Raw genomic sequence first — 25689 nt, forward strand, 5'->3', positions numbered from 1 at the left:
AGAGAGGTTCCGTGTCGAAACGCGAGACCATGCCGGCCACGCGTGACGCGGCCATGACATGGCCGCCCGGTACGGCCAGCGCCTTCAGGCCAGCGCCGCGCCGGCCACGTGCCCGCGCGTGAACGCTTCCTCGAAGATCGAGTAGCCCGACCAATCGGCATGCGCGAACGAAAGCCGGCCCGCAACGACGCTGCCGCGCTGCGCGCCGATCTGCGCGAGCAGGCCGGGCCGGGGAACGGCCATCGCATGGCCATAGCGCGTGACCTCGACGCGCGTCGCGAGCGAAGGCAGGTCGGGGTGCGGCACCGAGAGTTCGGCGAGCAGGTCGTCGCGCCATCCGGTCCAGGGGCGGTCGAGCAGCAGGCGCCGGCCATCGGCGCCGTCGTAGCGGCTCGGGCCGAGCGGGCGGTACCAGCTCAGCACGGTGCCGCGCGGCGTGGGGTCGAGCGTCTGATGGCGCGCATCGACATAGCCGAGGCCGCGCGTGCCGTGGATCACGTTGTCCCAGCTCGGTGCGGCGCCGGGCCGGTCGGCGAGCGGTCCGCGCAGGTGCACGTTGGCAACGAGCCAGGGGGCATAGCGCAGGTGCGCAGCGGCGTTCTTCAATACCTCCGGCGCGTTCTCGACCACCCGTGCGGCAACGAACACCGGCAGCGCGACGATGCAGCGCTCGGCCTGCCAGCGCACCAGCGATTTCGACGCGACATCCCACGCGTCGACCTCGACACCGCCGCGAAGTTCGGCGATGCGCATGACCACCTGGCCCGTGCGCAAGCGGTCGCCGAGCGGTGCGGCCAGCTGCCTCGTGAGCCAGCCGTTGCCCTCGGGCCAGGTGAGCACGCCGTCGCGCTCCGGTGCCGATTCGGCGCCGCCGCCTTTCGCATCGCCGGGGGCATGAAAGCCGTGGCGGCTCGCGAAGTAGTGGATGCCGGCCCAGGCCGAGACCTGCTCGATGCCCGCGCCGTAGTCGTCGCGGCAGCAGTAGTCGAGGTACCAGCGCAGTTGCGCATCGCCGAAGCCTTCGCCGTCGAGCCAGTTCGCGAAGGGGAGGGCGTCGAGCGCGAGCAGCTCGGGCGTGACCGCGGCCCTTTGCGTGGGAATGGCGAAGTGCGCCGCATGCTGCAATGCGTCGATGCGCTGCGCGAACTTGCGGTACTGCGCATGCGTATCGGCGCCCACGCCGAGCACGGGCAGCAGGCCCTCCTGCCATTCGCCGTGGAAGAACAGCCGCTCCTGCGGGCTGTGGCAGAGGTGGCGCTCGTCGTATTCCCAGCGGCCCGCCACGCGCCGGCGCAGGCCGAGTTCCTCGAGGAGGTCCTGCACTTCGCGTGCATCGTCGCCGGGCGTCGGCAGGTAATGCGCGCCGAGCGGGCAGGCAATGCCGTTGACCATGCCGCCGCGCGCATTGCCGCCCGCCGTGTCCTCGAGTTCGAGCAAGGCGAAGTCCTCGATGCCGGCAAGCCGCAATGCGCGGGCAGCCGCCAGGCCGGCAACGCCGCCACCGGCGATCACCACCCGCGTGCGCTTCACGGCCGCCGGGGACGGGCTCTTGAGCGCGCCGTCGCGCAGCGCATGGCCACGCGCGACGTCGATGCCGGTGAAGCCGCCTTCGATGGGCGGCGGCGGGGCCTCGCAGCCCGCGAGCGCCAGGGCGCCCGCCGCCACGCCGAGGAAATCACGCCGCTGCATGTCCGGATCTAGTGCGTCGTGATCACCTTGCCCCACTCCTGCTCGTAGGTGGTGACAAGGGTCTGGTTCGACAGTCGGTTCACGTCGGCCGGCACACGCGCCATGTCGAGCGGAAAGTCGAACATCAGCGGCAAGGTGGAAGGCGAGAGAAAGCGCAATCCCGAAGGCAGCGCATCGGGCATCCGATACGGCCGCCGGCTCGCGATGATGTAGCCCCATTCGCCGAAGCTCGGCACATGCGCATGGTAGGGCGTCGCCTGCAGGCCGACCGACTCGATGGTCGCCGCCACGGTCCAGTAGCTTTTGCGCGCGACCAGCGGCGAGGTGGTCTGGATCACCGCGTAGCCGCTCGCCGAAAGGCGCTTCTCGAGCAGCGCGTAGAAGCTGTTGGTGTAGAGCTTGCCGATCGCGAAGTTGGTCGGATCGGGAAAGTCGACCACGATTACATCGAAAAGGTCGCCAGGCTGCTGCAGCCACTGGAACGCATCGGTGTTTACGATCTTCACCTTCGGCGACGCGAGCGAATGTCCGTTGAGCGCCGCCAGCGTTTCATGCCCGGTGAAGAGCTGGGTCATGTTCGGGTCGAGCTCCACCAGCGTGACCGATTCGACCGAGGGATATTTCAGGATCTCGCGCACCGCCATGCCGTCGCCGCCGCCGAGCACCGCGACTTTCTTCGGCGCGCCCTGCGCGGCCATCACCGGATGAACGAGCGCCTCGTGGTAGCGGTACTCGTCGCGCTCGGCGAACTGCAGGTTGCCGTTCAGGAACAGCCGATGCCCGAGCTGCCCGCGCGTGACCACGATGCGCTGGTAGGGCGAGGTGGCGCTGAACACGATGCGGTCCTGGTAGAACTTGTCCTCGGCCAGCGTGGTGATGTGGCCGGCCCCGGCGAAGGCGCCGACCAGCGCGGCCAGCGCCAGGAAGCAGGCCAGCGCATGCGCGCCGATGCGGCGCAGCTCATGGCGGAACAGCCACAGCGCCCACACGGCCACGGCGGCATTCATGATGCCGAACAGCAGGCCGGTGCGGATCATGCCGAGCTGCGGCACCAGGATGAGCGGAAAGGCCACCGACACCGCCAGCGCGCCGAGGTAGTCGAAGGTGAGCACCTGCGACACCAGGTTCTTGAGCTGGATGTTGCGCTTGAGGATGCGCATCACCAGCGGGATCTCGAGCCCCACCAGCGTGCCGACCACCACCACGAGCCCATAGAGCAGCAGGCGGAACGCGCCGGGCACATAGGCATTCGCGAGGAAAAGAACGGCCGGCAGTGCGCCGCCGACCAGCGCCACGAGCAGTTCGATGCGCAGGAAGTGCGCCGGCAGCTGGCGCTCGAAGAACCGCGAGAGCCAGGAGCCCACGCCCATCGCGAACAGGTAGGTGCCGATGATGGTGCTGAACTGCAGCACCGAATCGCCGAGCAGGTAGGAGCTCAGCGCGGCCGCGGTCAGCTCGTAGACCAGCCCGCAGGCCGCGACCACGAACACGCTGGCGAGCAGCGCGATCTCGACGGGCTGCGGCCCGCGCGCATCGGCGGCATGCGCGGACACGGCCGCCTCCCCGCTCAATGGATGGCTGCGGCGACGATGACGCAGATGCCGAGGCTCATGGCGGCCACGACCAGGCCCAGCGCCACGTTCTGCTTTTCGACGATCTCGCCCCAGAGGTCATAGGGCGTGAGCTTGTCGATGATCAGGAAGCAGAGCCAGAAGATCAGCACGCCAAGCAGCGCATACACGAGCGATCCGAGGACCACGCCCGGTTTCAGCCATTCAAATCCCATGGGGACCTCCAGTCGTAGTTGCAGTAGTGAGTGACATCAGCGCGAACCTATGTTGCTCTTCTTCATTTGTGGCCGCCGCCGCTCGAATAGCCGCCGTAGGAGCCGCCGTAGCTGCGCGACCCGCCGGACGATCCGCTGCAGGTGCTCAGGATGACCAGCAGCACGATGATGACGATCGCGATGAGGATGATGGTGCCGCAGCCCAGGCCCGATGCGGCGCTGACCGGCAGCGCATCGCCGCGCACGAACATGTCCTTCTTGTCGTCGAGCTTGAAAGCGGCGGAGACCAGGCCGCTGTCCAGCTTGCTGCCCGAGGACCAGGTCAGCTCGTTGGCCGAGCGCTCCATCGAGAGCAGCGCGTTGCCGCTGGCGAAATCGCGGTTGAAGGTTTTCTGCCCGCGCTCCACCTGCCAGTAGAACTCGCCCGCCACGTAGGTGGTTTCGGCGTTGTAGGCGTATTGCTGCGTGTAGCGCTTGCCGAGGTAGGTGGCGCTGCTGCCGTTCTCGGCCATCACCGGCGCACCGGTGGTCGGCTTGACCATGCTCCAGCCGTCCTCGGCATCCACCAGGAAGCTGAAGCCGCGCTTCTTGTTGTAGAGCAGGTATTCGTTCCAGCCGAAGTGCTCGTCGTCGCCGGGCTCCACGCCCATGCGGTGCTGGAAGCCCACCACCTGCCATTGCGCGCCCTGCAGCTGGCCCATGCTGCCGATGGCGATGAGCGGGCGAACGGGTTCGTCCTGCGCCGCGTGCTTCAGCTCGCCGCCGATGCCCTGCGACAGGTCGATGATGCTGTTGCACGAGCCGCAGGTGATGCTCTTGCTGTCGGCCAGGTTGACCGTGACGGGCGCGCCGCAGTTCGGGCAGTTGAAGGCGCGGCCTTTTTCGTCCTTGGCGGATTCGTCGCGCAGGCCCGTGAGCTGCAGGTCCTCGAGCTGCACCGAGCGGCCCAGGTAGGCGCCGGGCGGCTCGGTGCCGTAGTCGATGCTGAGCACCAGCCCCTTGTCGTTGCGCAGCTCGACCATGGGGAACGGGCGCCCCAGCTCGGGCAGGTGCGGCAGTTCGCCCTGCGCGGACAGCAGCGCCACCTGTTCGTTCGACGAAACGGTGTAGCTCTGGCCGTTGAATGCGCTGGTCGCACCCACGCGCAAGTCGCCCGACGGTGGCGCGGCGCGCTTCAGTTCAAATGGCAACGCGAAGACATAGGCGCCGTTGTCCTCGCTCAGGATGCCGGTGCGGTCGCCGTCGAGCGCGGCGATCCACTCGGTCCAGCGCCCGCCCGGATGGCTGTATTGCAGCCGGCCGACGATGGTGAACGGCTGGTTCTGGATGCGGCCCGCGGCAAACAGCTGCAGCGGGCTGAAGTCGTCGAACAGCTCCGCCATCTTGCCGATGCGCGCGAGCGTCTCGCCCTGGCGCACGACGGTGCTCTGGCAGTACGGGCAAACGGCGAAGGCCGATTGCGCCGACCTGAATTCGACCGGCGCGCCGCAGCCGGGGCAGGGCGCACGGTAGGAGCGCTGGTTGCCGCCTTCTTCAGCCATGGCAAACGACAGCGGATGCAGCTGCGGGGAATGCCGTGGAACCGGCTACGCCGGGCCACAGGCATTGCCCCCTGCAAGGGGGAGGGAGAAGCGACACGAAGTGCGCGAAGCCTGGGGGTTAGACCAACTTCTTGAGCAGCTCCGCCTTCTTGGCGTCGAACTCTTCCTGCGTGAGGATGCCCTTGGTCTTGAGCTCGCCGAGCTTCTCGAGCGTGGTCATCACGTCGGCCGGGCTCACCACGGCCACGGCGGGCTGCTGCTGGGTCGCCGCGGCCTGGGCCGCGGCGCTCGGGCTCAGCCCCTGCGCGAGGTTCTGCGCCAGCACCTGGCCCAGCGCCACGCCGGCGCCCAGGCCCATGGCATCGCCCGCGATGCCGCTGCCGCCGCCCGCGCCTTCGGCGAACTTGGGGATGGCCTGCGCGGTCTGGTACTGCATGAACTTGCCCATGTCGTTGCCGACCATGCCCATGCCGATCTTCTGGTCGAGGATCTTCTGCAGCTCTTCGGGCAGCGAGACGTTCTGGACCGTGATGTTCTCGAGCTTGATGCCGATCTTCTCGAACTCGGGCACCAGCTGCGCGGCCAGCGCCTGGGCGAACTGGATCTGGTTGGCGGCAAGGTCGAGAAACGGCACGCCGCTGGAAGCGATGGCGTTGCTGATGTTCTGCAGCACCAGCCCGCGCAGCTGGCCGTCGAGGTCGGCCACGCCGTAGATGTCGCGCGTGCCCGAGATCTCGGTGTGGAACAGCTTGGCATCGCCGATGCGGAAGCTGTAGTTGCCGAAGGCGCGCAGGCGCACGGCGCCGAAGTCCTTGTCGCGGATGGTGATGGGCTGCGGCGTGCCCCACTTCTGGTCGACCTGCTGGCGGGTGCTGAAGAAGTAGACGTCGCTCTTGAACGGGGACTCGAACAGCTTGTCCCAGTTCTTCAGGTACGTGAGCACGGGCAGCGTCTGCGTCGTGAGCTTGTACATGCCCGGGCCGAACACGTCGGCCACCTGGCCTTCGTTGACGAACACCGCCACCTGCGACTCGCGCACGGTGAGCGAGGCGCCGTTCTGGATTTCCATCTCCGCCATCGGAAAGCGCCAGGCCAGCGTGCCGTCGCCAGTCTCGGTCCACTGGATGATGTCGATGAACTGCTTCTTGATGAAATCCATCAGGGCCATGGCCGCTCCTCGTCGAGTTTTTTTCCGGACTGCGCATATTGCCACATCGTCTTGACGGGTCTTCGTGCTTTTGGCGTGGCGGATCTCCGCCATGCGGCCTATGGCGTCATGGGCCGAGGTCTACAATCGGCGCCCCCAGAAGAAGCGCCACCAGGAGCAACGGCCCATGTCCGATTCGACGACCTCATCGACCCCCACGCCCGAAGACAAGCGCGCCGAATTGCGGCGCGCCGCCCTCGAGTACCACGAGCTTCCGGTGCCGGGCAAGATTGCCATTGCCGCCACCAAGCAGATGGTCAACCAGCGCGACCTCTCGCTGGCCTATTCGCCCGGCGTGGCCGCGCCCTGCGAGGAAATCGTCAGGGACCCGGCCAACGCCTTCAAGTACACGGCGCGCGGCAACCTGGTGGCGGTGATCACCAACGGCACCGCCGTGCTGGGCCTGGGCGACATCGGCCCGCTGGCCGCCAAGCCGGTGATGGAAGGCAAGGGCGTGCTGTTCAAGAAGTTCGCCGGCGTCGACGTGTTCGACATCGAGATCGACGAGAAGGACCCGGCCAAGCTGGTCGAGGTGATCGCCGCGCTGGAGCCCACCTTCGGCGCGATCAACCTGGAGGACATCAAGGCCCCCGACTGCTTCTACGTCGAGCGCGAGCTGCGCAAGCGCATGAAGATCCCCGTCTTCCACGACGACCAGCACGGCACGGCCATCACCGTGGCGGCGGCCATGCTCAACGGCCTCAAGGTGGCGGGCAAGGACATCAGCGAGGTCAAGCTGGTCACCTCCGGCGCGGGCGCCGCGGCGCTGGCCTGCCTGAACCTGCTGCTCAAGGTGGGCCTGAAGCGCGAAAACGTGTTCGTGACCGACCTGGCCGGCGTGGTCTACGAAGGCCGCGAAGAGCTCATGGACGACGACAAGCGCCAGTACATGCAGAAAACCACGGCCCGCACGCTGGCCGAGGTGATCGAGGGTGCCGACGTGTTCCTGGGCCTGTCGGCCGGCGGCGTGCTCAAGCCCGCCATGGTGGCGAGGATGGCGGCCAAGCCCGTGATCTTCGCGCTGGCCAATCCGAACCCGGAAATCGCGCCCGAAGACGCCCACGCGGTGCGCGGCGACGTGATCATGGCCACCGGCCGCACCGATTACCCGAACCAGGTCAACAACGTCCTGTGCTTCCCGTACATCTTCCGCGGCGCGCTCGATTCGGGCGCCACCACGATCACCGACGAGATGGAAATTGCCGCGGTGCGCGCGATTGCCGACCTCGCCCAGGCCGAGCAGAGCGAGCGCGTCGCTGCCGCCTACGTCGGCGAAAAGCTGTCTTTCGGCCCCGAATACCTGATTCCGAAGCCCTTCGATCCGCGTCTCATGATGAAGATCGCGCCGGCGGTGGCCAAGGCCGCCGAGGAAAGCGGCGTGGCTTCGCGCCCGATCAAGGACATGGACGCCTACCGCGACCGCCTGCAGAGCTTCGTCTACGCCTCGGGCACCACGATGAAGCCGATCTTCGACGCCGCCAAGCGGGCGCAGAAGAAGCGCGTGGCGTACTGCGAGGGCGAGGAAGAGCGCGTGCTGCGCGCCGCCCAGATCGTGGTCGACGAAGGCATTGCGCGCCCCACGCTGATCGGCCGCCCGGCCATCATCGCGCAGCGCATCGAGAAATTCGGCCTGCGGCTGAAGGAAGAGCTCGACTACGACATCGTCAACGTCGAGCAGGACCACCGCTATCGCGACTTCTGGCAGACCTACCACCGCATGACGGAGCGCAAGGGCCAGACGGTGCAGACCGCCAAGATCGAGATGCGCCGCCGCCTGACGCTGATCGGCGCCATGCTGCTGCACAAGGACGAGGTCGACGGCATGATCTGCGGCACCTGGGGCACCACGCTGATCCACCTGCACTACATCGACCAGGTGATCGGCAAGCGCCCGGGCGGCTGCGAAAGCACCCCGCAGGACGTGCCGGTGTACGCCTGCATGAACGGCCTGCTCCTGCCCGACCGCCAGGTGTTCCTGGTCGACACGCACGTCAACTACGACCCCTCGCCCGAGGAACTGGCCGAGATCACGACCATGGCGGCCGAGGAAATGATGCGTTTCGGCCTCAAGCCCAAGGCCGCGCTGCTGTCGCATTCCAACTTCGGCACCAGCAACGAGCCGAGCGCGATCAAGATGCGCAAGACGCTCGACCTGCTGCGCGTGCAGGCGCCCTGGCTCGAAGTGGACGGCGAAATGCACGGCGACGTGGCGCTCGACAGCAAGCAGCGCGCGGTCGTCATGCCGCACAGCGCGCTCGCGGGCGACGCCAATCTGCTGGTTTTCCCGAACATCGACGCGGCCAATATTTCCTACAACCTGCTCAAGACTGCGGCCGGCGGAAATATCGCCATCGGCCCGGTGCTGCTCGGCGCCGCCAAACCTGTGCATATTCTCACGGCCAGCGCAACCGTTCGGCGCATCGTGAACATGACAGCCTTGACAGTCGCTGACGCAAACGCAGAGCGATAAGCTGTCCGGCGAGAGTGGCTGCCCACTTAAGGCGCCACGTCTCGCCCCTGCGCACTGCTCAAACTTTGGGCAGTCGCTTGCTATTTTCGCCAGCGTGGTGCACACTCGCGGGCTTGAATTTGCGGGTTAACCCCAGGGTTGGCTGCCGATTCGGAACCCCGCTCTTTTCTTGTGGTGCCCCATGGCGGCTTACGCCTCGATCACGTCCTCTGTCACTAAGTTTGCGCTCACCGGCTTGATGCTGGCGGCGTTGGCGACGGGGGCCGAGGCCCGCGAATGGTTCGGCCCCGGAAAGCCCGCCCAGGAATCGATCGCACTGTCCGACTTGCCGGTTCAGGGCCAGCGAACCTACGAAGCCATCCTGAGTGGCGGCCCCTTCCGATACGAAAAGGACGGCACGGTATTTGGCAACCGCGAGCGTCTCTTGCCGCCCGCGCGGCGCGGTCACTACCGCGAGTACACGGTGGCAACGCCCGGCTCGCGCGATCGCGGTGCACGGCGCATTGTCTGCGGCGGTGAACGGCGCACCACACCCGAGGCCTGCTGGTACACGGCAGACCACTACGCGAGTTTCAGACGGATTGCACCATGAGCGATGACAACGACTTGAGCGGCGCCCCGAAGCGCCCCGAAGAAATGATGATGACTATGGAAAGACCAGCGGAGATGACTTTATCCCTTCGTGCCGTACGCCCGAACATCGTGCAATCGATTCGTGCGTTCCGCGTGAACGACCTGCAGGAAGCTGCGAACGCCGCGGGCCAGCACTTCCTGTACGCCAATCTGGGGAACGCCCAGACCAAGCAGGACGTTCTCGACCTGATCGCCCAGCAGTTCACCTTTCCGGCGCATTTCGGCAAGAATTTCGACGCGCTGTACGACTGCATGACCGACCCGTTGCATAAATCGGGCCCGCAGCCCGGCTTTGTGATCGTGCTCGAGCAGATCCCGGCCAACGCCAAGTTCGACAAGGAAGCGCGCGAGCAGCTGCTCGACATCTTCCGAGACGCCTCCGACTACTGGGGCGACCGGAAAGTCCCGTTCCGCTGCTTCTATTCTTTTCTGTAGCCCGTTCTGCACACACCAGCCAAGCAGAACGGGCGAACGAGGCTCAGCCGAACGGCGCAGCACTCGATGGCATCGAAATCAACGGCAGCACCGCCAATGCGGCCGCCGGCACGGAACCCGAAGGCGAGAAGATGCCGACCGATAAACTGGTCGACGTTTCGCCGCTCGCGTTGCGCATGAGCAGCCCCTTCAACGCGGGCTACTGGCTCGCTGCAGCCTGAATAGGCCCACCCCCGAAGCGGCTCACTTCGTGTAGCCGCCTCCCCCTCGAGGGGGCAGCACCTGCGGCCCGGCGAAGCCGGTTCCGCGGTGTTCACGAACGAAAGCCCGCCTTTGCCGAGGCGGGCTTTTTCATGGGCGCGGGGGAACGGCTTGCGCGAGCGCCACGTACTCGGCCACGGGCACCTCTTCGGCGCGGCGCTGGGCGTCGAATTCGCCTGCAAAGCCGTGTTCGTCCAGCCACTTGCCCAGGGTGTGCCGCATGATCTTGCGGCGCTGGCTGAAGGCGACCTGCACGATTTCGCCCAGGCGGGCGGCATCGACAGCCGGCGGCTCGGCCAGCGGCACCATCCGCACCACCGCGCTGTCGACGCGCGGCGGCGGATCGAAGCTCTCTGGCGGCACGAACAGCACGTTTTCCATCTTGTAGCGCCACTGCAGCATCACGCTCAGGCGGCTGTAGTCGGACGTGGCAGGCCGGGCGACCATGCGGTCGATCACTTCCTTCTGCAGCATGAAGTGCTGGTCGGCAATCAGGTGCGCGAAGCCCAGCAGGTGGAACAGGATGGGCGTCGAGATGTTGTAGGGCAGGTTGCCGACCACGCGCAGCGGCGCCGCAAACCTGGCAGCCAGCGCGGCGAAATCGACCTTGAGCACATCGGACTCGATGACGTCGAGCTGCGGATGCTCGCGCAGCCGCTTGGCCAGGTCGCGGTCGAGCTCGATGACCGTCAGGCGCCCGAGCCGCTCGACCAGCGGCTGCGTGAGCGCCGCCAGGCCCGGACCGATCTCGACCATGGCATCGCCAGGCTGCGGCGCGATCTCCTGCACGATGGCATCGATGATGCCCCCATCGGACAGGAAGTGCTGCCCGAACCGCTTCCTGGCGATGTGTGCCATCAGGACTGGGGGGCCTCGCGGTATTCGACGTAGGCGCGCGCGCGCACTTCCTGCACCCAGGTGCTGAGGGCTTCCTCGACCCGCTGCTCGCGCAGCACGGCCCGTGCGGCCTCGCGCTGCTCGACCTGGGTGAGCTTGGATTCGCGCCGGCCGACCACCTGGATCAGGTGAACGCCGAAGCGCGACACCACGGGGTCGCTGATCTGGCCCGGCGCAAGGCGGTCCATGGCTTCCTCGAACTCGGGCACGAACTGGCCCGGGCGCGACCAGCCCAGATCGCCGCCTTCCTTGGCGCTGGCGTCCTGCGAGTTGTCGCGCGCCAGGCCGGCGAAGTCGGCCTGGCCGGCCTGCAGGCGGCGCTTGAATTCCGCGAGCTGCGCAACGGCCTGCGCGGTGGTGCGCTTCGGATCGTTGAGCAGCAGGATGTGGCGCACCTGCGTCTGGGTGACGGTGGCGTCGGTGGCGCCGAGCTGGGCCTTCGCCAGCACCTTGAGCACGTGGAAGCCCGCACCCGAGCGGATCGGGCCGGCAATGCCGTTGACCGGCGTCGACTGCGTGGCTTCGACGAACAGCGACGGATAGCGGTCGGCGCTGCGCATGCCGACCGCACCGCCATTGGCGCGGTCCGGCGAATCGGAGTTTTCCTGCACCAGCTTGGCAAAGTCTTCGCCGGAGCGGGCGCGCTGCGCGAGGCCCTGGGCCCGCTGCTGCAAGGTGGCGACCTGCGCGTCGGTGGCGTTCTCGGGCACGGCGACCAGCAGGTGCGCGAGGTTGATGTTCTGCAGCGCCGCATCCTTGGTGGGGGCGTTGCGCTGGTCGCGCAGGTATTCGTCGGCTTCGGCGTCGCTGATCTTGACCTTCGACTCGACCTCGCGGTCGCGCAGGCGCGTCAGCAGCAGCTGGTCGCGCAGGTCGTTGCGGAATTCGCGCTGCGAGATGCCCTCGGCCACCACGCGGCGGCGCAGCTCCTCGATGCTGACCTGGTTCTGGCGCGCCACGGTCTGCTCGGCCTGGTCGATGGCGACGTCGTCCACCTTGATGCCGTTTTCCTTGGCCAGCTGAAGCTGCGCACGCTCCGAGATCAGGCGCTCGAGCACGAGGCGCGTGAGCTCGGCGCGCGGAACGCGCTCGGCTTCGGCATTTTCCCGGATCAGGCGCGTGACGCGCGACTGCACCTCGGTGTTGGTGATGGGTTCGGAATTGACCAGCGCGACGATGTATTCGGCCGCACGCTGCACCGGCGCGGCGGTGGAGGGCGCGGTACGCGCAGCCGGTGGTGCAAGGCGGGGACCGGCGCGCATGATGTCGGTGATGCCGCTGCCGCCGCCGGAACGCAGACCCTGCGCGCCCGAGGTTGCGGCCAGCGCCGCGAGGCAGCCCAGGGTCAGGATGGAACGGATGTGTTTCATGGCGTTGCTCAATCGTCTCAGTCGTAATTGGTGAAGCGGCTCGGCCCTTCGGTGGGCTGGCGAAGAGGCTGGTAGCGCTGGATGTTTGTCCGCAAGGTCTGCATGGGGCTCGACCCGATGCTGGAGAACCCGACGAATTCGAGCTGGAACATGATGCGCGTGTTGGCCGTCACCGTGCCGGTCGTGATGCGCTGCAGCACCACGCGTCCGATCCAGCAGCAGCCGTCGTACTCGAAGCCGAGCACGCCGTCGGTGAGTTTCTTGTCCTGCAGGCTGTAGTTGAGCCGGCCCACCGCATACCACCGCCCGCCGCCCTGGCCCTTGCCCGGGCCGAGGTCCTTGCCCTTGTCGCCCCACAGGTCGTTGAGCGGCCACTGCCAGCCCAGGTCGAAGGACTTGTTGCCGTCCGTGGCGGTGGGGGTGGTGGGCGCCTGGTAGCGGAATGCCGCGCTCAGGTTGTGGTACGGCTCGGGGTTGTAGCGCGCAGTGATGGCCGAGCGCTCCGACTTGCGCGTGTCGGGGTTGTACTGGACCACCGTGTCCAGGCTCCACTTGGGCGTCCAGTTGATCTGGGCGCCCAGCAGCAGGTCGCTCGCACGGTCGGTCACCGGCGTGCCGCCCGGCAGCGTGACCCGCTGATCGCTGAAGCGCAGCCGCTGCGCAATGCCGAAGCGCGCCGCCTCGACGCCGGTTGCGGGGTCGATCAGGCGGGAGGTGACGCCGAGCGTGAGCGTGTTGGTGTCGGAAATGCGGTCGTTGCCCGAGAAGGCGTTCTCGGTATAGATGGTGGCAAAGCTGAAGTCGTTGGCCGCCGAATCGTAGTTCGGCAGCATGCTCTGGTTGCGGAACGGCGTGTAGACGTAATACGCGCGCGGCTCCAGCGTCTGGCGGAAGGCACGCCCGAAGTAGCTCGCGTCGCGCTCGAAGATCAGGCCGCTGTCGAGGCTGAAGGTCGGCACCGTCCGGTTGCTCGAGGTCGGGAAGAAATACAGCGAGTTCGGGTTGTAGGGCACGCCGTTGACGTACTGGATCCCGTTGACCGTGAGCTTCGGAACGTCCGACTGGGGCAGGTAGTAGTTGTACGAAGCCGTGTTCAGCTGCAGCTTGGGAATGACGAAGGAACTCGGCGTGATGAACGGCCGGCTGATCGAGGCAATCGCCAAGGCGCGGTCGCCGTCGGGCTGCGACTGCTGGTTGATGTCGAAGCCCGGCTGGCCGGCCAGGATGGTGTTGACGCGAAAGCGCGTGTAGTCGAGGTTCAGCGAAACGTCGAAGCCGTGCCAGTCGTACTTGTTGTAGTTGGCCGTGATCTGCGGCATACGGTCATAGGACGGCACGATCGGCGACAGGCTGTATTGCAGCGTCTGGTAGCGCAGCGCACGGATCCCGCCGTTCCAGTCGCCCTTGCTCCAGTTGAGCGACGCGTCGTTCGACAGCTGGCGCTGTGCCAGCGTGGGCGTGCGCGTGAAGTCGCGCCAGTAGTCGTTGTCGCTGACCCGGTTGATGTTGATGTTGGCCGCGAGCGAATCGAGCCCGAGCGCCTTGGCATTGAAATCCTGGTGGTGATTGGCCCAGATGCCCCAGCGCTTGGTGCTGGGCGGCGCGCCGAAGCTCAGGTCCGAGGCCTGGATTTCCCCGTTGGCGAGCTGCTGCAGCTGTGCGGCGCGCGTTTCGTTGTAGCGCTGGCCCACCAGGCGGTCGCTGCCCATCAGGTCCATGCGGATGCTGCCGCTGTATTCCTTCTCGAGGTAGCGGAATTCCGAGCCCAGGTTGAGGCCGCGCTTGCTCATCAGCGTGGGCGTGAAGGTGGCGTCGCGGTTGGGCGCGATGTTCCAGTAGTACGGCTGCGAGATCTCGATGCCGTTGGTGTTGTCGATGCCGATCGTCGGCGGCAGCAGGCCGCTCTTGCGTTCGTTCGACAGCGGAAAGCTCACGCTCGGGATCGGCGGCGTGCTGATGCCCATGAAGCTCAGCCGCGCGTCGGTGGCCACGCCGACGTTTTCCTCGGTGTCGGTGGTCATGGTGGCCGCGGTCAGCAGCCAGGCCGGCATCCAGCCCGGATAGTCTTCGCGCCGGCAGGTGGTGTAGGTGGCGCTGCGGGCCACCGACACGTTGCTGTCGACGAAATCGATGCGCTGCGCCTCGCCGTGCCCGCCAGTGGCGAGGAAGGAGTAGCGCACGTTGTTGAAGAAACCCTCGAAGGTTTCGAGCTTGAGTTCGAGCTCGGGGCCTTCGTACACGTTGCCGGCCTGGTTGACGCGCACGTTGCCGCGCGCCCTGGCACGGTCGTCGGGCTGGTAGTACTCGAGCCGGTCGGCGGTGATGGCGACCTCGCCGCGACGCAGCGTGGCATGGCCCTCGACCACGGTTTCGAGGTCCTGGCGGCCCGAGAGGCGGTCGCCGGTGATGAGGCTCGGCAACTGGCTGCGTTCGGCGGGCGGCAGCGTTTCGGTCAGTTGCGGCGTGCGCTTGAGCGTGAGCGGTCCGTCGAGGCCGCCCGCCGGCTGGGCGGATGCGCCGTGCGCATGCAGCAGCGCCAGCGACAGCAAGGCCAATGGCAGGGGCGGGCCGGAACGCCGCAAGGCAACGCGCCGGCTCATCAGGCCTCCCGCCGCATCGTTCCGGAGAAGGCCCGCAGTCTCCCCGGGGAGGGCTGCGAGTGCACAGGGTGCCAAGCGTGGGGGCTTTGGATCGTAGGCATCGGTCAGGAACGAAGGATCGTCGGGAGGACGGCGCGGCAGGCCGGCAGGTTGCAGGGGCCGGCGGCAACTCCGTTCGACCAGGGAGGACCGCAGGAGTTGCCGCGCCAGGCGGATTTGTAGAATCGATTATCCATGACAGCACCCCCGCTCCCGGCCTCCGTGCCCACACCCTCCGCCACGGCCATCCTCTGGGCTGATCCGCAGCGGGGCGCGACCTTCCAGAACTGGCTGGCCGGCATCGGCGCCGCGCACGGCCTGCTGCCCGACACCGTGCGCCTCGCGTCCGCCGATGCGAGCTTTCGCCGCTACTTCCGGGTCGACGCCGCGGGAAGCGCCGGCACCCGCATCGTGATGGATGCGCCGCCGGACAAGGAGAACAGCGAACCCTTCGTGCAGGTCGCCCGTTTGATGGCCGAAGCCGGCGTGACCGCGCCGCAGGTGCTCGAATGGGACCGGACCCACGGTTTCCTGCTGCTCGACGACCTGGGCCGCGAAACCATGCTCGACGTGATCGATCCGGCCCGGCCCGACGCCAGCCGTCCGCTCTACGACCAGGCGATCGATGCGCTGATCCGCTGGCAGCTGGCCTCCAGGCCGGGCGTGCTGCCGCCCTACGACCGCGCCCTGCTCGAGCGCGAACTGTCGCTTTTCCCCGAGTGGTACATCGGGCGCCACCGCGGCGTGGCCGTCGAGGGCCAGCTCAAGGAGCGGCTGGAACGCAGCTTCAGGCTCATCGTCGAGAGCAACCTGGCCTCGCCGAGCGTGTTCGTGCACCGCGACTTCATGCCGCGCAACCTGATGGTCCGCGATGGTGCCGATCTGGGTGTGCTCGACTTCCAGGACGCGGTCTACGGCCCCATCACGTACGACATCGCCAGCCTGATGCGCGATGCCTTCCTGAGCTGGGACGAGGAGTTCGTGCTCGACGTCACGATCCGTTACTGGGAAGCCGCCCGCAAGGCCAGGCTGCCGGTCGACGTGGACTTCGGCGCCTTTTATCGCTCGGTCGAATGGATGGGGCTGCAGCGCCACCTCAAGGTCGCCGGCATCTTCGCCCGCCTGACGCTGCGCGACGGCAAGCCCCGCTACCTGGCGGACACGCCCCGCTTCATCGCCTACATCCGCTCCACGGCAAGCCGCTACATGGAGCTGACCCCGCTGCTGCGCGTGATCGACGAGATCGAAGGCACTTCGGCGCTGACCGGCTTTGCCTACGGCAGGGTCTAGATGCCCCGCTTCCACTGCCCGGTGCCTTTGACGGCGGGTGCCACGCTCGAACTGCCACCCGGCCCCGCGCGCCACGTTCAGGTGCTGCGCATGCAGCCCGGCGACGCGCTCACGCTGTTCGACGGTTCGGGCGGCGAATATGCGGCAACCGTGGAGCGCATGGGGCGCAGCGATGTGTCGGTGACGATCGGCGCCCATGCGCCTGCCGAGCGCGAGGCCGCGCGCGCGGTGCATCTGGCCGTCGGCATGCCGGCCAACGAGCGCATGGACTGGCTGGTCGAGAAAGCCACCGAACTGGGCGTCGCGAGCATTCAGCCACTGGCCACCGCCCACGGCGTGCTGCGCCTTTCGGGCGAGCGCGCCGAGAAGAAGAGGGCGCATTGGGAAGCGATTGCCATCGCCGCGTGCGAACAATGCGGCCGCAACCGCGTGCCGCGGATACATCCGGTGCGGTCGTTCTCCAGCCCCTCGGCGTGGATCGAGGCAAATGCAGGCAACGCCGCGCTGCGCCTCGTCCTGAGCCTTGCCGAAGGCACGCAGCGCCTTGCCGATGCCACCGCCTCGGCGCCGGCCGACCGCAGCGTGCTGGTGCTGAGCGGCCCCGAGGGCGGCTTGAGCGGCGCCGAAGAACAGGAAGCGCTGGCATGCGGCTTTGCGCCGGTCACGCTCGGGCCGCGCGTGCTGCGCGCCGAAACGGCGGCGCTTGCCGCACTGGTGCTGCTCGCCGGCCCTTGAGCGGTGCTTTGCGCAAGGCTTGCCTCATCCGCCCACCCTCATCACAAGAAAAGGATCTTCACGCCATGCTTCGTTCGCCACGCGCCCTCCGGCTTGCCCCCCTCGCTCCCCTTGTGCTGGCCCTGCTCTGCGCCGCGCAGGGCGCGCAGGCCCAGAACACCGCCGTGGCCCCCACGCCGGCGCAAGTCGCTCCCGAGGTGGAAAAGACCTTCACCCAGCTGATGGCGGCGCCCGCGATCCAGAAGCTGCTCGACGCGGTCAAGGCCGACCACGAGCATTCGATCGAAGACCTGAAGATGCTGACCGAGATCGAGGCGCCCCCGTTCAAGGAACACAAGCGCGCCGAAGCCTTTCTTGCGCGCATGAAGGCGCTCGGGCTTGCCGACGCGAGGATCGATGCCGAAGGCAACGTGATCGGGCTGCGCAAGGGCACGGGGAACGGCCCCAAGCTGCTGGTCTCCGCCCACCTCGACACCGTGTTCCCCGCCGGTACCGACGTGAAGGTGAAGGAGCGCGAGGGCAGGCTCCATGCGCCCGGCATCGCGGACGATACGCGCGGCCTGTCCGTGCTGCTGTCGTGGCTCAAGGTCCTCAACGACAACAAGATCCAGACCGTGGGCGACCTGCTCTTCGTCGCCAATGTCGGCGAGGAGGAGCTGGGCAACCTGCGCGGCATGAAGGCCATCTTCCGCGACCACCTCGACATCGACGGCATGGTGGGGCTGGAGCCCTCGCCCGACGGCAACGTGCTGGTCCTCGGCACGGCGAGCCATCGCTACGAAGTCACGTTCAAGGGGCCGGGCGGCCACAGCTTCGCCGCGTTCGGCCAGGTGCCCAGCGCCATCCACGGCATGGGCCGCGCCATCGCCAAGATCGCCGAAGTCCGCACGCCCAGCTTTCCCAAGACCACCTTCACCGTCGGCACCGTGGGCGGCGGCACCTCGGTGAACACCATTGCGCCCGATGCCCGCATGGCCATCGACATCCGCTCGGACGACATGGCGTCGCTGCTGGAGACGGAAAAGAAGATCCTCGCGGCCATCGACGAAGCGGTGGCCGAGGAGAACAAGCGCTGGAACGTGGCGACGCTGACCGCCAGCAACAAGCTGATCGGCGACCGGCCGGGCGGGCGCACGCCGTCCGATTCGGTGATCGTGGAAGCGGCTGTCCGCTCGAACACCGCCTTCGGCCACAAGACGCTGCTGCGCGGCGGCAGCACCGACGCCAACGTGCCGATGTCGTACGGCATCCCGGCCATCATCATCGGCGGCGGCGGAAAGTCGGCGGGCTTCCATGCCCTGAGCGAATCGATCGACGTGACAGATGCCTGGAAAGGCGCGCAGAATTCGCTGGTCACAGTCCTGGGGCTGGTCGGCGTGCAAGGGGTAAGCCCCGCATTGCTGCCGAAACGCGCGCCGCGTCCCAGGTAATTTGTCACGCTGCGGGCTGAAAAGTAAACAAGCTCGTTCGCTCGCGGCCCCCTCGCGCTGGGAAAATGCCAGCGGTTCTGTCACACACCAAGGAAACGTCCATGGGAATGCTCGATTCGGTACTCGGCCAGGTTCTCGGGGGCGCCACCCAACAGCAGCCGCAGGGCGGCGGCATCGGCGGGCTGGGAGATCTCGGCGGCCTGGCCGGCGCGCTGGGCGGCCTGCTGGCCAACAACGGCGGCGCGGGTGGCCTGGGAGGGCTGGTCTCGAAATTCGAGCAGGCCGGCATGGGCGACGTGATCGGCTCGTGGATCGGCAAGGGCGAAAACCAGCCCGTGTCCGGCGACCAGCTGCAAGACGCGCTGGGCAGCGACACCATCGCCAGCATCGCCTCCAAGCTCGGCATCAATGCGCAAACGCTGCTGCCCATGCTGGCCGCCATGCTGCCGGCCCTCATCGACCAGCTCACGCCGCACGGCAAGGTGCCGGAGCAGGGCCTGGACAACCCGAACGACCTGCTGGGTACGCTCGGCGGCCTGCTGCAGAACAGGCAGCCTTGACCCTTTGCTCGACGAAGATCCCGGCGCCCGCGAGGGCGCTTTTTTTTGGGACGGCCGCATTTCGGCTGGCACATCCGCGGCGAATCACGTAGAACCGCAGCCTTCCATGCCGCAACGCGCTTTCGCCACTTCTCCATGAACCGCAACCTCTGGCTGCTCGCCATCTGCCAGGGCCTGTTCCTGACCAACAACGTCACCTTCATCGCCATCAACGGGCTGGTGGGCCTGAGCATCGCGCCGCGCGGATGGATGGCCACGCTGCCGGTCATGGGCTATGTGGTGGGCGGTGCGCTCACCACCGGGCTGGTGGCGCGCACGCAGCAGCGCTTCGGGCGGCGCGGGTCGTTCCAGATCGGGCTGGCGGTGGCGCTGGGGTCGGCCTTGCTGTGCGCGTTCGCGGCCGTCTCGAAGAACTTCTGGCTCTTGTGCCTTGCCACGGTGGTGGCCGGCTACTACAACGCCAACGCAGGCCTCTATCGCTTTGCCGCCGCCGAGCTCGCGGCACCGGCCTGGCGCGAGAAGGCGGTGTCGCTGGTGATGGCCGGCGGATTGATCGGCGCGGTGGCGGGGCCCAATCTGGCTGCCGCCACGCGCGAAGTGTTCGCCGTGCCGTTCGCGGGCGCCTACATCGCGCTGGCGGCGGTGGCGCTGCTGTCGATGGCGATCATGCGCTTCATCGAGTTTCCCGCCACGCTCACCCGCCAGCAGGCGCTGGGCGGACGACCGCTGTCGGAGATCATGCGGCAGCCGGTGTTCATCGTGGCGGCAGCCGCGGGTGCACTGGGCTACGGCGTGATGAACCTGCTGATGGCCGCCACGCCCATTGCGATGCAGATCTGCAGCCTGCCCTTTTCCGACGCCGCGCTGGTGCTCGAATGGCATGTGATCGGCATGTTCGCGCCGGGCTTCTTCACCGGCCACCTCATTCGCCGCTTCGGTGCGCTGCCGGTGATGGGCGTGGGGCTGGTGCTCAACTTCGGCTGCATCGCCGTCGCGCTGTCGGGTGTGGAGCTGCAGCACTTCCTCGTGGCGCTGTGCCTGCTGGGCGTGGGGTGGAATTTCCTGTTCACGGGCAGCACCACGCTCTCGCTCACGGCCTACACCGCGGAAGAGCGCGACCGGGCGCAGGGCGCGCTCAATTTCTGCGTGTTCGCCACCCTCGCGCTGACCTCGTTCGCCTCGGGCGTGCTGGTCACGACGCAGGGCTGGCAGCTGCTGAACTACGGCTCGCTGGTGCCGGTGGTGCTCACGGGCGCGGCGCTGCTGTGGCTTGCCCAGACGCGCCGGCGCGCGGCCGCCGCGAGCGCCTGAAACGCCTCTTCAGTTCGGCGGAAAGCGCTTGTCGAGCCAGCGCTGCAGCGCGGCGAACACGGGCCCGGCATCCAGCTCGTTGAATATCTCGTGGTAGAGAGACTCGAAGCACTGCGCTTCGACCATGCCGCTGGGCGCGGCCGCCGCCGCGAAGGCACGGCTGGCGGCCGGCACCACCAGGTGGTCGTCGCCCGCATAGATGAGCAAGGTGGGCACCGGCCAATGCGCCGCCGCCTGCTGCACCACGGCCCCTTCACGGGCGAGGAAGCGCGCGAGCCGGCTGCCGATGCGGTCGTGCGTGAGCGGATCGTCGCGATAGGCCTGCACCACGGCGCGATCATGCGAAAGAAAATTGTCGTCGAGCCCGTTGCCGACGCGCAGCCTGGGCGCAATGCGCGGCAGCACCGCGAGCAGCGCCTTCTGGAATCCGCTCAGGCCGGGATCGAGCCCCGGCGAAGACAGCACCAGCCCATCGACCGGCCGCACGCCGCGCGCCACCAGGCTGGCTGCGACCAGGCCTCCCAGGCTGTGGCCCAGCAGCACCAGCGGCAAGCCGGGGTTCTCTCGCCGCGCATCGTCGATGACCAGCGCGAGGTCTTCGACCAGCCGCAGCTCGCCGGGCAATGCGCCGCGCGCTCCGGACGATTCGCCGTGGCCATGATGGTCATGGGCCCAGACCGCGAAGCGCCACGCGTGCAGGCGTGCCGCGAGTTCGTGATAGCGCCCGGCATGCTCGCCGAGCCCATGCACCAGAACCACCACGGCACGCGATGCGCCGGCCGTCGGAAGACGCCGCAGCACCAGCGTTTCGCCGTCCGGCGTGGGCAGCGCAACCCGCTGCGGCAAAGGCAGCGGCGGCGCCGCTGCGCTCAAGCGGCCACCGGCGCCGCGGCCGCGGCGCGGTGCGCAGCCGGCAGGGCCGCAATCACCTCGGCCACCGCGGCCGTCAGCTTCTTGGCGTAGGGCACGTGCAGGAATTCGTTGGGACCATGGGCATTGCTCTTCGGGCCCAGCACGCCGCAGACCATCATCTGCGCCTTCGGGAAGCCGGCGCTCAGCATGTTCATCAGCGGGATCGTGCCGCCCTGGCCGATGTAGCCGCAGGACGCGCCGAAATGCGCCTGCGAGGCCTGGTTGAGCGCATCCTCGAACCACGGCGTGATCGTCGGCGCATTCCAGCCGGTGGCGCCGCCGCCGCTTTCGAAGGTCACGCGTGCCTGATACGGCGCGTTGTCCTCGAGCAGCGCCTTCAACTGCTGCACCGACTCGGCCGCGTCGACCAACGGCGGCAGGCGCAGCGAAAGCTTGAAGGCGGTATAGGGGCGCAGCACGTTGCCCGCGTCCTTCAACGCCGGGAAGCCTTCTGCACCCGTCACCGACAGCGTGGGCTTCCAGGTGCGGTTGAGCAGCGCTTCGACCGGATCGGTGGTGGTCGGCAGCGCGAACATGGTCGAGCCGCCACAGTCGTAGTGCGCCCACGGAAAGCGCTTGTAGACCTCGTCGCCCAGGATCGCCGCGGTGGCCCTGGCCTGCGCCAGGCGGTCGGCCGGCACTTCGCAATGAAAGCTCGCGGGCAGCAGCCGGCCGGTGGCACTGTCCTCGAGGCGGTCGAGCACCTGCCGCATGATGCGGAAGCTCGAGGGCACCAGGCCCGAGGCGTCGCCGGAGTGAATGCCTTCGGTCAGCACTTCGACCTTGAGCGTGCCGCTGGCCATGCCGCGCAACGACGTGGTGAGCCACAGCTGGTCGTAGTTGCCGGCGCCGGAGTCGAGGCAGATCACCAGCTCGACATTGCCCAGCCGCGGGCGCAGTGCGTCGACGTAGGGCAGCAGGTCGTAGGAGCCGCTTTCCTCGCAGGTCTCGATCAGCCCGACGATGCGCGGATGCGCCGCGCCCTGGTTCTTGAGCGCCTGCAGCGCGGCGATGCTGGCGTAGACCGCATAGCCGTCGTCGGCGCCGCCGCGGCCGTAGAGCAGGCCGTTCTCGTACTTGGGCGTCCAGGGGCCGAGGTCGTTGCGCCAGCCGGTGAATTCGGGTTGCTTGTCGAGGTGGCCGTACATCAGCACGGTCTCGCCCATGTCGGTGCCGGTGGCGGCCACTTCGAAGAACAGCACCGGCGTGCGGCCTTCGAGGCGCACGATCTCGAGCTTCAGGCCCTCGACCTTCTGCGCCTCGACCCAGGCCGCCGCGTTGCGCAGCACGGTCTCGAGGTACCCGTGGGCCGCCCAGTCCTTGTCGAAGCCGGGCGACTTGGCGGGAATGGCGATGTAGTCGGTGAGCTGCTTCAAGATGTCGCCGTCCCATTGGGCGCTGACATCAGACAGGGCACGCTCGGCATCGAGCAGGCCGGCGGGCATTTCGCGGTGCAGGGGGGCGTTCATCGGGTTCTCCGCGGGTAAGGAAAAAATCGCATTTTGCGCCCTGGAGCGACCCCGCGTAGAGTGCGGCGATCTCAACCCGGAGCGCAATGTGAGCAAGGCAGCATCGACTCGGACCCAGGTGAACATCAAGGTAGGCATCGGCGGCTGGACCTACGAGCCCTGGCGCGACAACTTCTATCCCAAGGGGCTCGCGCATGCGAAGGAGCTGCGCTATGCGAGCCGCCAGGTGAGCGCCATCGAAATCAACGGCACCTACTACAGCACCTTCAAGCCCGAGACCTTCCGCAAATGGCACGACGAGGTGCCGGAAGATTTCATGTTCTCGATGAAGGCCTCGCGCTTCACCACCAATCGCAAGGTGCTTGCCACCGCGGGAGACTCGATCAAGCGCTTCATCGACAGCGGCGTGAGCGAACTCGGCGACAAGCTCGGCCCGATCGTGTGGCAGTTCATGCCCACGAAGCAGTTCGATGCGGAAGACTTCGAGGCATTTCTTCAGCTGCTGCCGAAGAAGGAAGGCAGCCGCACGCTGCGCCACGTGATGGACGTGCGGCACGAGAGCTTCATCACGCCCGCCTACCAGGCGCTCGCGAAGAAGCACAAGGTGTCGACCGTGTTCACCGATGCGGACAAGTTCCCGTCGTTCGAGGAGCCGGAAGGCGACTTCGCCTACGCGCGCCTCATGATGGCCGACGCCAAGCTCAAGACCGGTTATGCGCCGAAGGCGCTCGACGGCTGGGCCGAGCGCGCGCAGCAATGGGCCGAATCGCCCAGGAAGCGCGACGTGTTCGTCTACTTCATCAACGGCGCCAAAGAAAAAGCACCGGCCGCGGCCGGTGCCTTGCTGGAGCGCCTGGGTTGGAAGCCGCCCGAGGAGGCGGCCTGAGCCGAAGAAGCCTGATCGATCAGGCTGCGGCTTGCAGCGACGGCTTGGCGCCGAAGCTGATTTCGCCGGACAGCTGGCCGCCTTCTTCGATCACGATCTTGCCGTAGCGGATCTTGCCGGTGACCTTGCCGGTCGAATGGATCACGAGCTTTTCGCGCACCGTGAGGTTGCCGTCGAACACGCCGCGGATCTCGGCGATGTCGATTTCGGCCGAGCCCTTGAATTCGCCCTGTTCGGCGATCTGCATCAGGCGCGAGTCCATGGTCGCTTCGACCAGGCCTTCGACCACGAGCGTGTCGCAATCGGTGATCTCGACGCCCTTGAGCTTGATGTTGGGGCCGACGGTGAGCTTGCTGCCACCTTCCTTGGCGGCGGGTGCGGCCGCTGCGGACAGGCCCCCTTGCTGCGCGGTCAGCGACGAAGGATTGACGGGCGAACCCGAGAGATTGGTACCCGAGCCCACCAACGGCGCGGGTCGAGAGGTCAACGAGTCGGTGTCACGATCACGCTTGCCGAAAAAGGGGGACTGTGTGGCCAATGGGGAGCTCCTCAACAAAACGACTATCGTAAGAACCCGCTCGCGGCCTGCGGCACTTCATTGCGCAAGAAACGTAACTGAATAAATCCCCCGTCACCCCACAATGGCGCTCTCCAGTGCCTCCGGCCCCGCAAGATGACCCGATCGAACACCGCACCTGCCGCCCGGACCCTCGCCATTTCTTCGACCATCGATTCGCGCTTCGACAAGCCGGCGAGCGGCTGGCGGCGCCAGCTGTTCACGGTGATCTTCGAGGCCGACACGCGCGCGGGCCTGCTCTTCGACCTGGCCTTGATCGCCGTGATCGTGGCCAGCGTGCTGGTGGTGATCCTCGACAGCGTGCAGTCGATCCGCGAGCAATGGCGGCCCGTGTTCAACACGCTCGAATGGGTGTTCACCATCCTGTTCACGCTCGAGTACATCGCACGGCTCGCCTGCGTGAACAAGCCGCTGCGCTATGCGCTGAGCTTCTATGGCGTGATCGACCTGCTCGCGCTGCTGCCGACCTTCCTGGTGGCGCTCGCGCCCGAGCTCGCCTACCTCATCGACGTGCGCGTTCTGCGGCTGCTGCGCGTGTTCCGCATCTTCAAGCTGTCGCGCTACTCGGTGGAATACCGCGCGCTGGTCTCGGCCGTGGCCGCGAGCCGCCGGAAGATCACGGTGTTCGTGGGCTTCGTGATGCTGGTGGTGCTGGTGATGGGCACGCTGATGTACGTGGTGGAAGGCCCGGTGCACGGCTTCACGAGCATTCCGGTGGCAATCTACTGGGCCATCTCGACCATGGCCACGGTGGGCTTCGGCGACCTCGTGCCCAAGACGGATCTCGGCCGCGCCATTGCCTCGGTGATGATGCTGCTGGGCTGGGGCGTGCTGGCCGTGCCGACCGGCATCGTCACGGCCGAGATGGCGCGGCGCGGCCCCGACGATGAGGCCGCACCCGCGGCGACAGGAGGGCGGGGCGTATTCGCAATGACGCCGCCCTCGGCCGTGGCCGCACCCACGCGGCGCCTCACGCCTGCGGCCAGACGACGCGCCCTTGCGCAGCATCGTCGAGGCGGGCGATGAAGCCGCCGGCATCGGGTTCGGGCAGCGTGAACGTGAAGTCCACCGCGTCGCCGTGCCGCACGTCGACCAGCGAGGCGCCGGCCACGGCGGCGATCTCGCGCCGCACCAGCCCTTCGAGCGCATAGGGCACCGCACATTGCAGCAGCCGCTGGCGCACCAGCGGTACCAGCGTCGCCCCGAGGCAGGCCTGCGCAACCGCATCGGTGTAGGCGCGCACGAGCCCGCCCGCGCCCAGCTTGATGCCGCCGAAATACCGGACCACCGTGGCAAGCACGCCTTCGAGCTGCTGGTGCCGCAACACCTCGAGCATGGGGCGCCCGGCCGTGCCGCCCGGCTCGCCGTCGTCGTTGGCGGCCGACTGGCCGCCCGCCATGAGCGCCCAGCACACATGCGCGGCGGCGGGATGCTCGCTGCGCAGGGATGCCACCACGGCCAGGGCCGCGGCCCGGTCGGCCACCGGCTGCACGCAGCCGATGAAGCGACTCTTCTTGACCAGCAGTTCGCTGTGCGCCGGTTGCGAGAGCGTGAAGCTCATGGAGCGGCCGTTTTCAGTCGGGGCGCGGAA

At 67.5% G+C, this 25689-nt stretch carries 22 protein-coding genes; 10 read left to right on the forward strand and 12 right to left on the reverse strand.

What is annotated here, in order from left to right:
- Positions 1-84: 84 nt before the first annotated feature.
- From VAPA_RS26890 to VAPA_RS26910, 5 genes are all read right to left on the reverse strand, one after another.
- Positions 85-1689 (reverse strand): FAD-dependent oxidoreductase, encoded by a 1605-nt coding sequence (locus VAPA_RS26890; RefSeq protein WP_021013149.1) that lies wholly within the window; start codon positions 1687-1689, stop codon positions 85-87.
- Positions 1690-1697: 8 nt separating this feature from the next.
- Complete coding sequence (locus VAPA_RS26895; RefSeq protein WP_021013150.1) at positions 1698-3242, reverse strand: polyamine aminopropyltransferase; 1545 nt, start codon at positions 3240-3242, stop codon at positions 1698-1700.
- Positions 3243-3256: 14 nt separating this feature from the next.
- Entirely contained in the window at positions 3257-3475 is a 219-nt protein-coding gene (locus tag VAPA_RS26900) for a DUF350 domain-containing protein (protein ID WP_015868006.1), read from the reverse strand.
- Positions 3476-3537: 62 nt separating this feature from the next.
- The gene (locus VAPA_RS26905; RefSeq protein ID WP_021013151.1) at positions 3538-5016 is read right to left on the reverse strand and encodes a DUF4178 domain-containing protein; all 1479 of its coding nucleotides are present in this window, start codon (positions 5014-5016) and stop codon (positions 3538-3540) included.
- Positions 5017-5134: 118 nt separating this feature from the next.
- Complete coding sequence (locus VAPA_RS26910; RefSeq protein WP_021013152.1) at positions 5135-6184, reverse strand: SPFH domain-containing protein; 1050 nt, start codon at positions 6182-6184, stop codon at positions 5135-5137.
- A 166-nt stretch (positions 6185-6350) separates the two neighbouring features.
- On the opposite strand from VAPA_RS26910, the gene VAPA_RS26915 reads away from it, so the two are divergent.
- The 3 genes from VAPA_RS26915 to VAPA_RS26925 all read left to right on the forward strand — a co-directional run bounded on the left by VAPA_RS26915 (position 6351) and on the right by VAPA_RS26925 (position 9761).
- Positions 6351-8693, forward strand: a complete 2343-nt coding sequence (locus tag VAPA_RS26915; protein ID WP_021013153.1) for an NADP-dependent malic enzyme — start codon at positions 6351-6353, stop codon at positions 8691-8693.
- A gap of 181 nt (positions 8694-8874) precedes the next feature.
- A complete protein-coding gene (locus tag VAPA_RS26920) occupies positions 8875-9285 on the forward strand; it encodes a guanyl-specific ribonuclease (protein WP_021013154.1) in 411 nt (136 codons plus the stop codon).
- A gap of 50 nt (positions 9286-9335) precedes the next feature.
- Entirely contained in the window at positions 9336-9761 is a 426-nt protein-coding gene (locus tag VAPA_RS26925; RefSeq protein WP_086012221.1) for a barstar family protein, read from the forward strand.
- 351 nt (positions 9762-10112) lie between these two features.
- On the opposite strand, the gene rsmA is transcribed toward VAPA_RS26925, so the two are convergent.
- Genes rsmA through VAPA_RS26940 form a run of 3 tightly spaced genes read right to left on the reverse strand, consistent with a single transcriptional unit; the run spans position 10113 to position 14889 of the window.
- The gene (gene rsmA, locus VAPA_RS26930) at positions 10113-10880 is read right to left on the reverse strand and encodes a 16S rRNA (adenine(1518)-N(6)/adenine(1519)-N(6))-dimethyltransferase RsmA (protein WP_021013155.1); all 768 of its coding nucleotides are present in this window, start codon (positions 10878-10880) and stop codon (positions 10113-10115) included.
- Complete coding sequence (locus VAPA_RS26935; protein WP_041946271.1) at positions 10880-12289, reverse strand: peptidylprolyl isomerase; 1410 nt, start codon at positions 12287-12289, stop codon at positions 10880-10882. The genes rsmA and VAPA_RS26935 overlap by 1 nt, the downstream gene beginning before the upstream one ends.
- Before the next feature lie 17 nt (positions 12290-12306).
- Positions 12307-14889: an LPS-assembly protein LptD gene (locus VAPA_RS26940; protein ID WP_041946272.1), complete on the reverse strand. Its 2583-nt coding sequence runs from the start codon at positions 14887-14889 to the stop codon at positions 12307-12309.
- A gap of 234 nt (positions 14890-15123) precedes the next feature.
- On the opposite strand from VAPA_RS26940, the gene VAPA_RS26945 reads away from it, so the two are divergent.
- The 5 genes from VAPA_RS26945 (at position 15124) to VAPA_RS26965 (ending at position 20254) form a co-directional block, all read left to right on the forward strand.
- Positions 15124-16218 carry an aminoglycoside phosphotransferase family protein gene (locus VAPA_RS26945; RefSeq protein WP_021013158.1) on the forward strand — a complete coding sequence of 365 codons (1095 nt, stop codon included), beginning with the start codon at positions 15124-15126 and terminating at the stop codon, positions 16216-16218.
- A complete protein-coding gene (locus VAPA_RS26950) occupies positions 16219-16953 on the forward strand; it encodes a 16S rRNA (uracil(1498)-N(3))-methyltransferase (protein ID WP_021013159.1) in 735 nt (244 codons plus the stop codon).
- Positions 16954-17018: 65 nt separating this feature from the next.
- The gene (locus VAPA_RS26955; protein WP_021013160.1) at positions 17019-18383 is read left to right on the forward strand and encodes a M20/M25/M40 family metallo-hydrolase; all 1365 of its coding nucleotides are present in this window, start codon (positions 17019-17021) and stop codon (positions 18381-18383) included.
- A gap of 101 nt (positions 18384-18484) precedes the next feature.
- Positions 18485-18943 carry a YidB family protein gene (locus tag VAPA_RS26960; protein WP_021013161.1) on the forward strand — a complete coding sequence of 153 codons (459 nt, stop codon included), beginning with the start codon at positions 18485-18487 and terminating at the stop codon, positions 18941-18943.
- 135 nt (positions 18944-19078) lie between these two features.
- A complete protein-coding gene (locus VAPA_RS26965) occupies positions 19079-20254 on the forward strand; it encodes an MFS transporter (protein ID WP_021013162.1) in 1176 nt (391 codons plus the stop codon).
- 9 nt (positions 20255-20263) lie between these two features.
- Here VAPA_RS26965 and VAPA_RS26970 read toward each other — a convergent pair whose 3' ends face one another.
- Together VAPA_RS26970 and VAPA_RS26975 are read right to left on the reverse strand one after the other, a co-directional pair.
- Positions 20264-21127: an alpha/beta hydrolase gene (locus VAPA_RS26970; RefSeq protein WP_051255360.1), complete on the reverse strand. Its 864-nt coding sequence runs from the start codon at positions 21125-21127 to the stop codon at positions 20264-20266.
- Positions 21124-22635, reverse strand: coding sequence for a M20 family metallopeptidase (locus VAPA_RS26975; RefSeq protein ID WP_021013164.1), 1512 nt, complete (start codon positions 22633-22635; stop codon positions 21124-21126). Before VAPA_RS26975 ends, VAPA_RS26970 begins: the two co-directional genes overlap by 4 nt.
- An 88-nt stretch (positions 22636-22723) precedes the next feature.
- On the opposite strand from VAPA_RS26975, the gene VAPA_RS26980 reads away from it, so the two are divergent.
- A complete protein-coding gene (locus VAPA_RS26980) occupies positions 22724-23521 on the forward strand; it encodes a DUF72 domain-containing protein (protein ID WP_021013165.1) in 798 nt (265 codons plus the stop codon).
- A 19-nt stretch (positions 23522-23540) separates the two neighbouring features.
- On the opposite strand, the gene VAPA_RS26985 is transcribed toward VAPA_RS26980, so the two are convergent.
- A complete protein-coding gene (locus VAPA_RS26985; protein WP_021013166.1) occupies positions 23541-24059 on the reverse strand; it encodes a bactofilin family protein in 519 nt (172 codons plus the stop codon).
- Between the two features lie 135 nt (positions 24060-24194).
- On the opposite strand from VAPA_RS26985, the gene VAPA_RS26990 reads away from it, so the two are divergent.
- Positions 24195-25124, forward strand: a complete 930-nt coding sequence (locus VAPA_RS26990; protein ID WP_021013167.1) for an ion transporter — start codon at positions 24195-24197, stop codon at positions 25122-25124.
- Here VAPA_RS26990 and VAPA_RS26995 read toward each other — a convergent pair.
- Positions 25069-25659, reverse strand: a complete 591-nt coding sequence (locus VAPA_RS26995; protein WP_021013168.1) for an IMPACT family protein — start codon at positions 25657-25659, stop codon at positions 25069-25071. The genes VAPA_RS26990 and VAPA_RS26995 overlap by 56 nt on opposite strands.
- Positions 25660-25689 lie beyond the last annotated feature (30 nt).

It is taken from the genome of Variovorax paradoxus B4 (genome assembly GCF_000463015.1).
Classification (GTDB): Bacteria; Pseudomonadota; Gammaproteobacteria; order Burkholderiales; family Burkholderiaceae_C; genus Variovorax; species Variovorax paradoxus_E.

Excerpts from the sequence above, each read along its gene's own strand:
- VAPA_RS26890 (WP_021013149.1), bottom strand. The coding sequence starts at position 1,689 with ATGCAGCGGCGTGATTTCCTCGGCGTGGCGGCGGGCGCCCTGGCGCTC.
- VAPA_RS26900 (WP_015868006.1), bottom strand. The coding sequence starts at position 3,475 with ATGGGATTTGAATGGCTGAAACCGGGCGTGGTCCTCGGATCGCTCGTG.
- VAPA_RS26905 (WP_021013151.1), bottom strand. The coding sequence starts at position 5,016 with ATGGCTGAAGAAGGCGGCAACCAGCGCTCCTACCGTGCGCCCTGCCCC.
- VAPA_RS26910 (WP_021013152.1), bottom strand. The coding sequence starts at position 6,184 with ATGGCCCTGATGGATTTCATCAAGAAGCAGTTCATCGACATCATCCAG.
- VAPA_RS26915 (WP_021013153.1), top strand. The coding sequence starts at position 6,351 with ATGTCCGATTCGACGACCTCATCGACCCCCACGCCCGAAGACAAGCGC.
- VAPA_RS26920 (WP_021013154.1), top strand. The coding sequence starts at position 8,875 with ATGGCGGCTTACGCCTCGATCACGTCCTCTGTCACTAAGTTTGCGCTC.
- VAPA_RS26925 (WP_086012221.1), top strand. The coding sequence starts at position 9,336 with ATGACTATGGAAAGACCAGCGGAGATGACTTTATCCCTTCGTGCCGTA.
- rsmA (WP_021013155.1), bottom strand. The coding sequence starts at position 10,880 with ATGGCACACATCGCCAGGAAGCGGTTCGGGCAGCACTTCCTGTCCGAT.
- VAPA_RS26935 (WP_041946271.1), bottom strand. The coding sequence starts at position 12,289 with ATGAAACACATCCGTTCCATCCTGACCCTGGGCTGCCTCGCGGCGCTG.
- VAPA_RS26940 (WP_041946272.1), bottom strand. The coding sequence starts at position 14,889 with ATGAGCCGGCGCGTTGCCTTGCGGCGTTCCGGCCCGCCCCTGCCATTG.
- VAPA_RS26945 (WP_021013158.1), top strand. The coding sequence starts at position 15,124 with ATGACAGCACCCCCGCTCCCGGCCTCCGTGCCCACACCCTCCGCCACG.
- VAPA_RS26950 (WP_021013159.1), top strand. The coding sequence starts at position 16,219 with ATGCCCCGCTTCCACTGCCCGGTGCCTTTGACGGCGGGTGCCACGCTC.
- VAPA_RS26955 (WP_021013160.1), top strand. The coding sequence starts at position 17,019 with ATGCTTCGTTCGCCACGCGCCCTCCGGCTTGCCCCCCTCGCTCCCCTT.
- VAPA_RS26960 (WP_021013161.1), top strand. The coding sequence starts at position 18,485 with ATGGGAATGCTCGATTCGGTACTCGGCCAGGTTCTCGGGGGCGCCACC.
- VAPA_RS26965 (WP_021013162.1), top strand. The coding sequence starts at position 19,079 with ATGAACCGCAACCTCTGGCTGCTCGCCATCTGCCAGGGCCTGTTCCTG.
- VAPA_RS26975 (WP_021013164.1), bottom strand. The coding sequence starts at position 22,635 with ATGAACGCCCCCCTGCACCGCGAAATGCCCGCCGGCCTGCTCGATGCC.
- VAPA_RS26990 (WP_021013167.1), top strand. The coding sequence starts at position 24,195 with ATGACCCGATCGAACACCGCACCTGCCGCCCGGACCCTCGCCATTTCT.
- VAPA_RS26995 (WP_021013168.1), bottom strand. The coding sequence starts at position 25,659 with ATGAGCTTCACGCTCTCGCAACCGGCGCACAGCGAACTGCTGGTCAAG.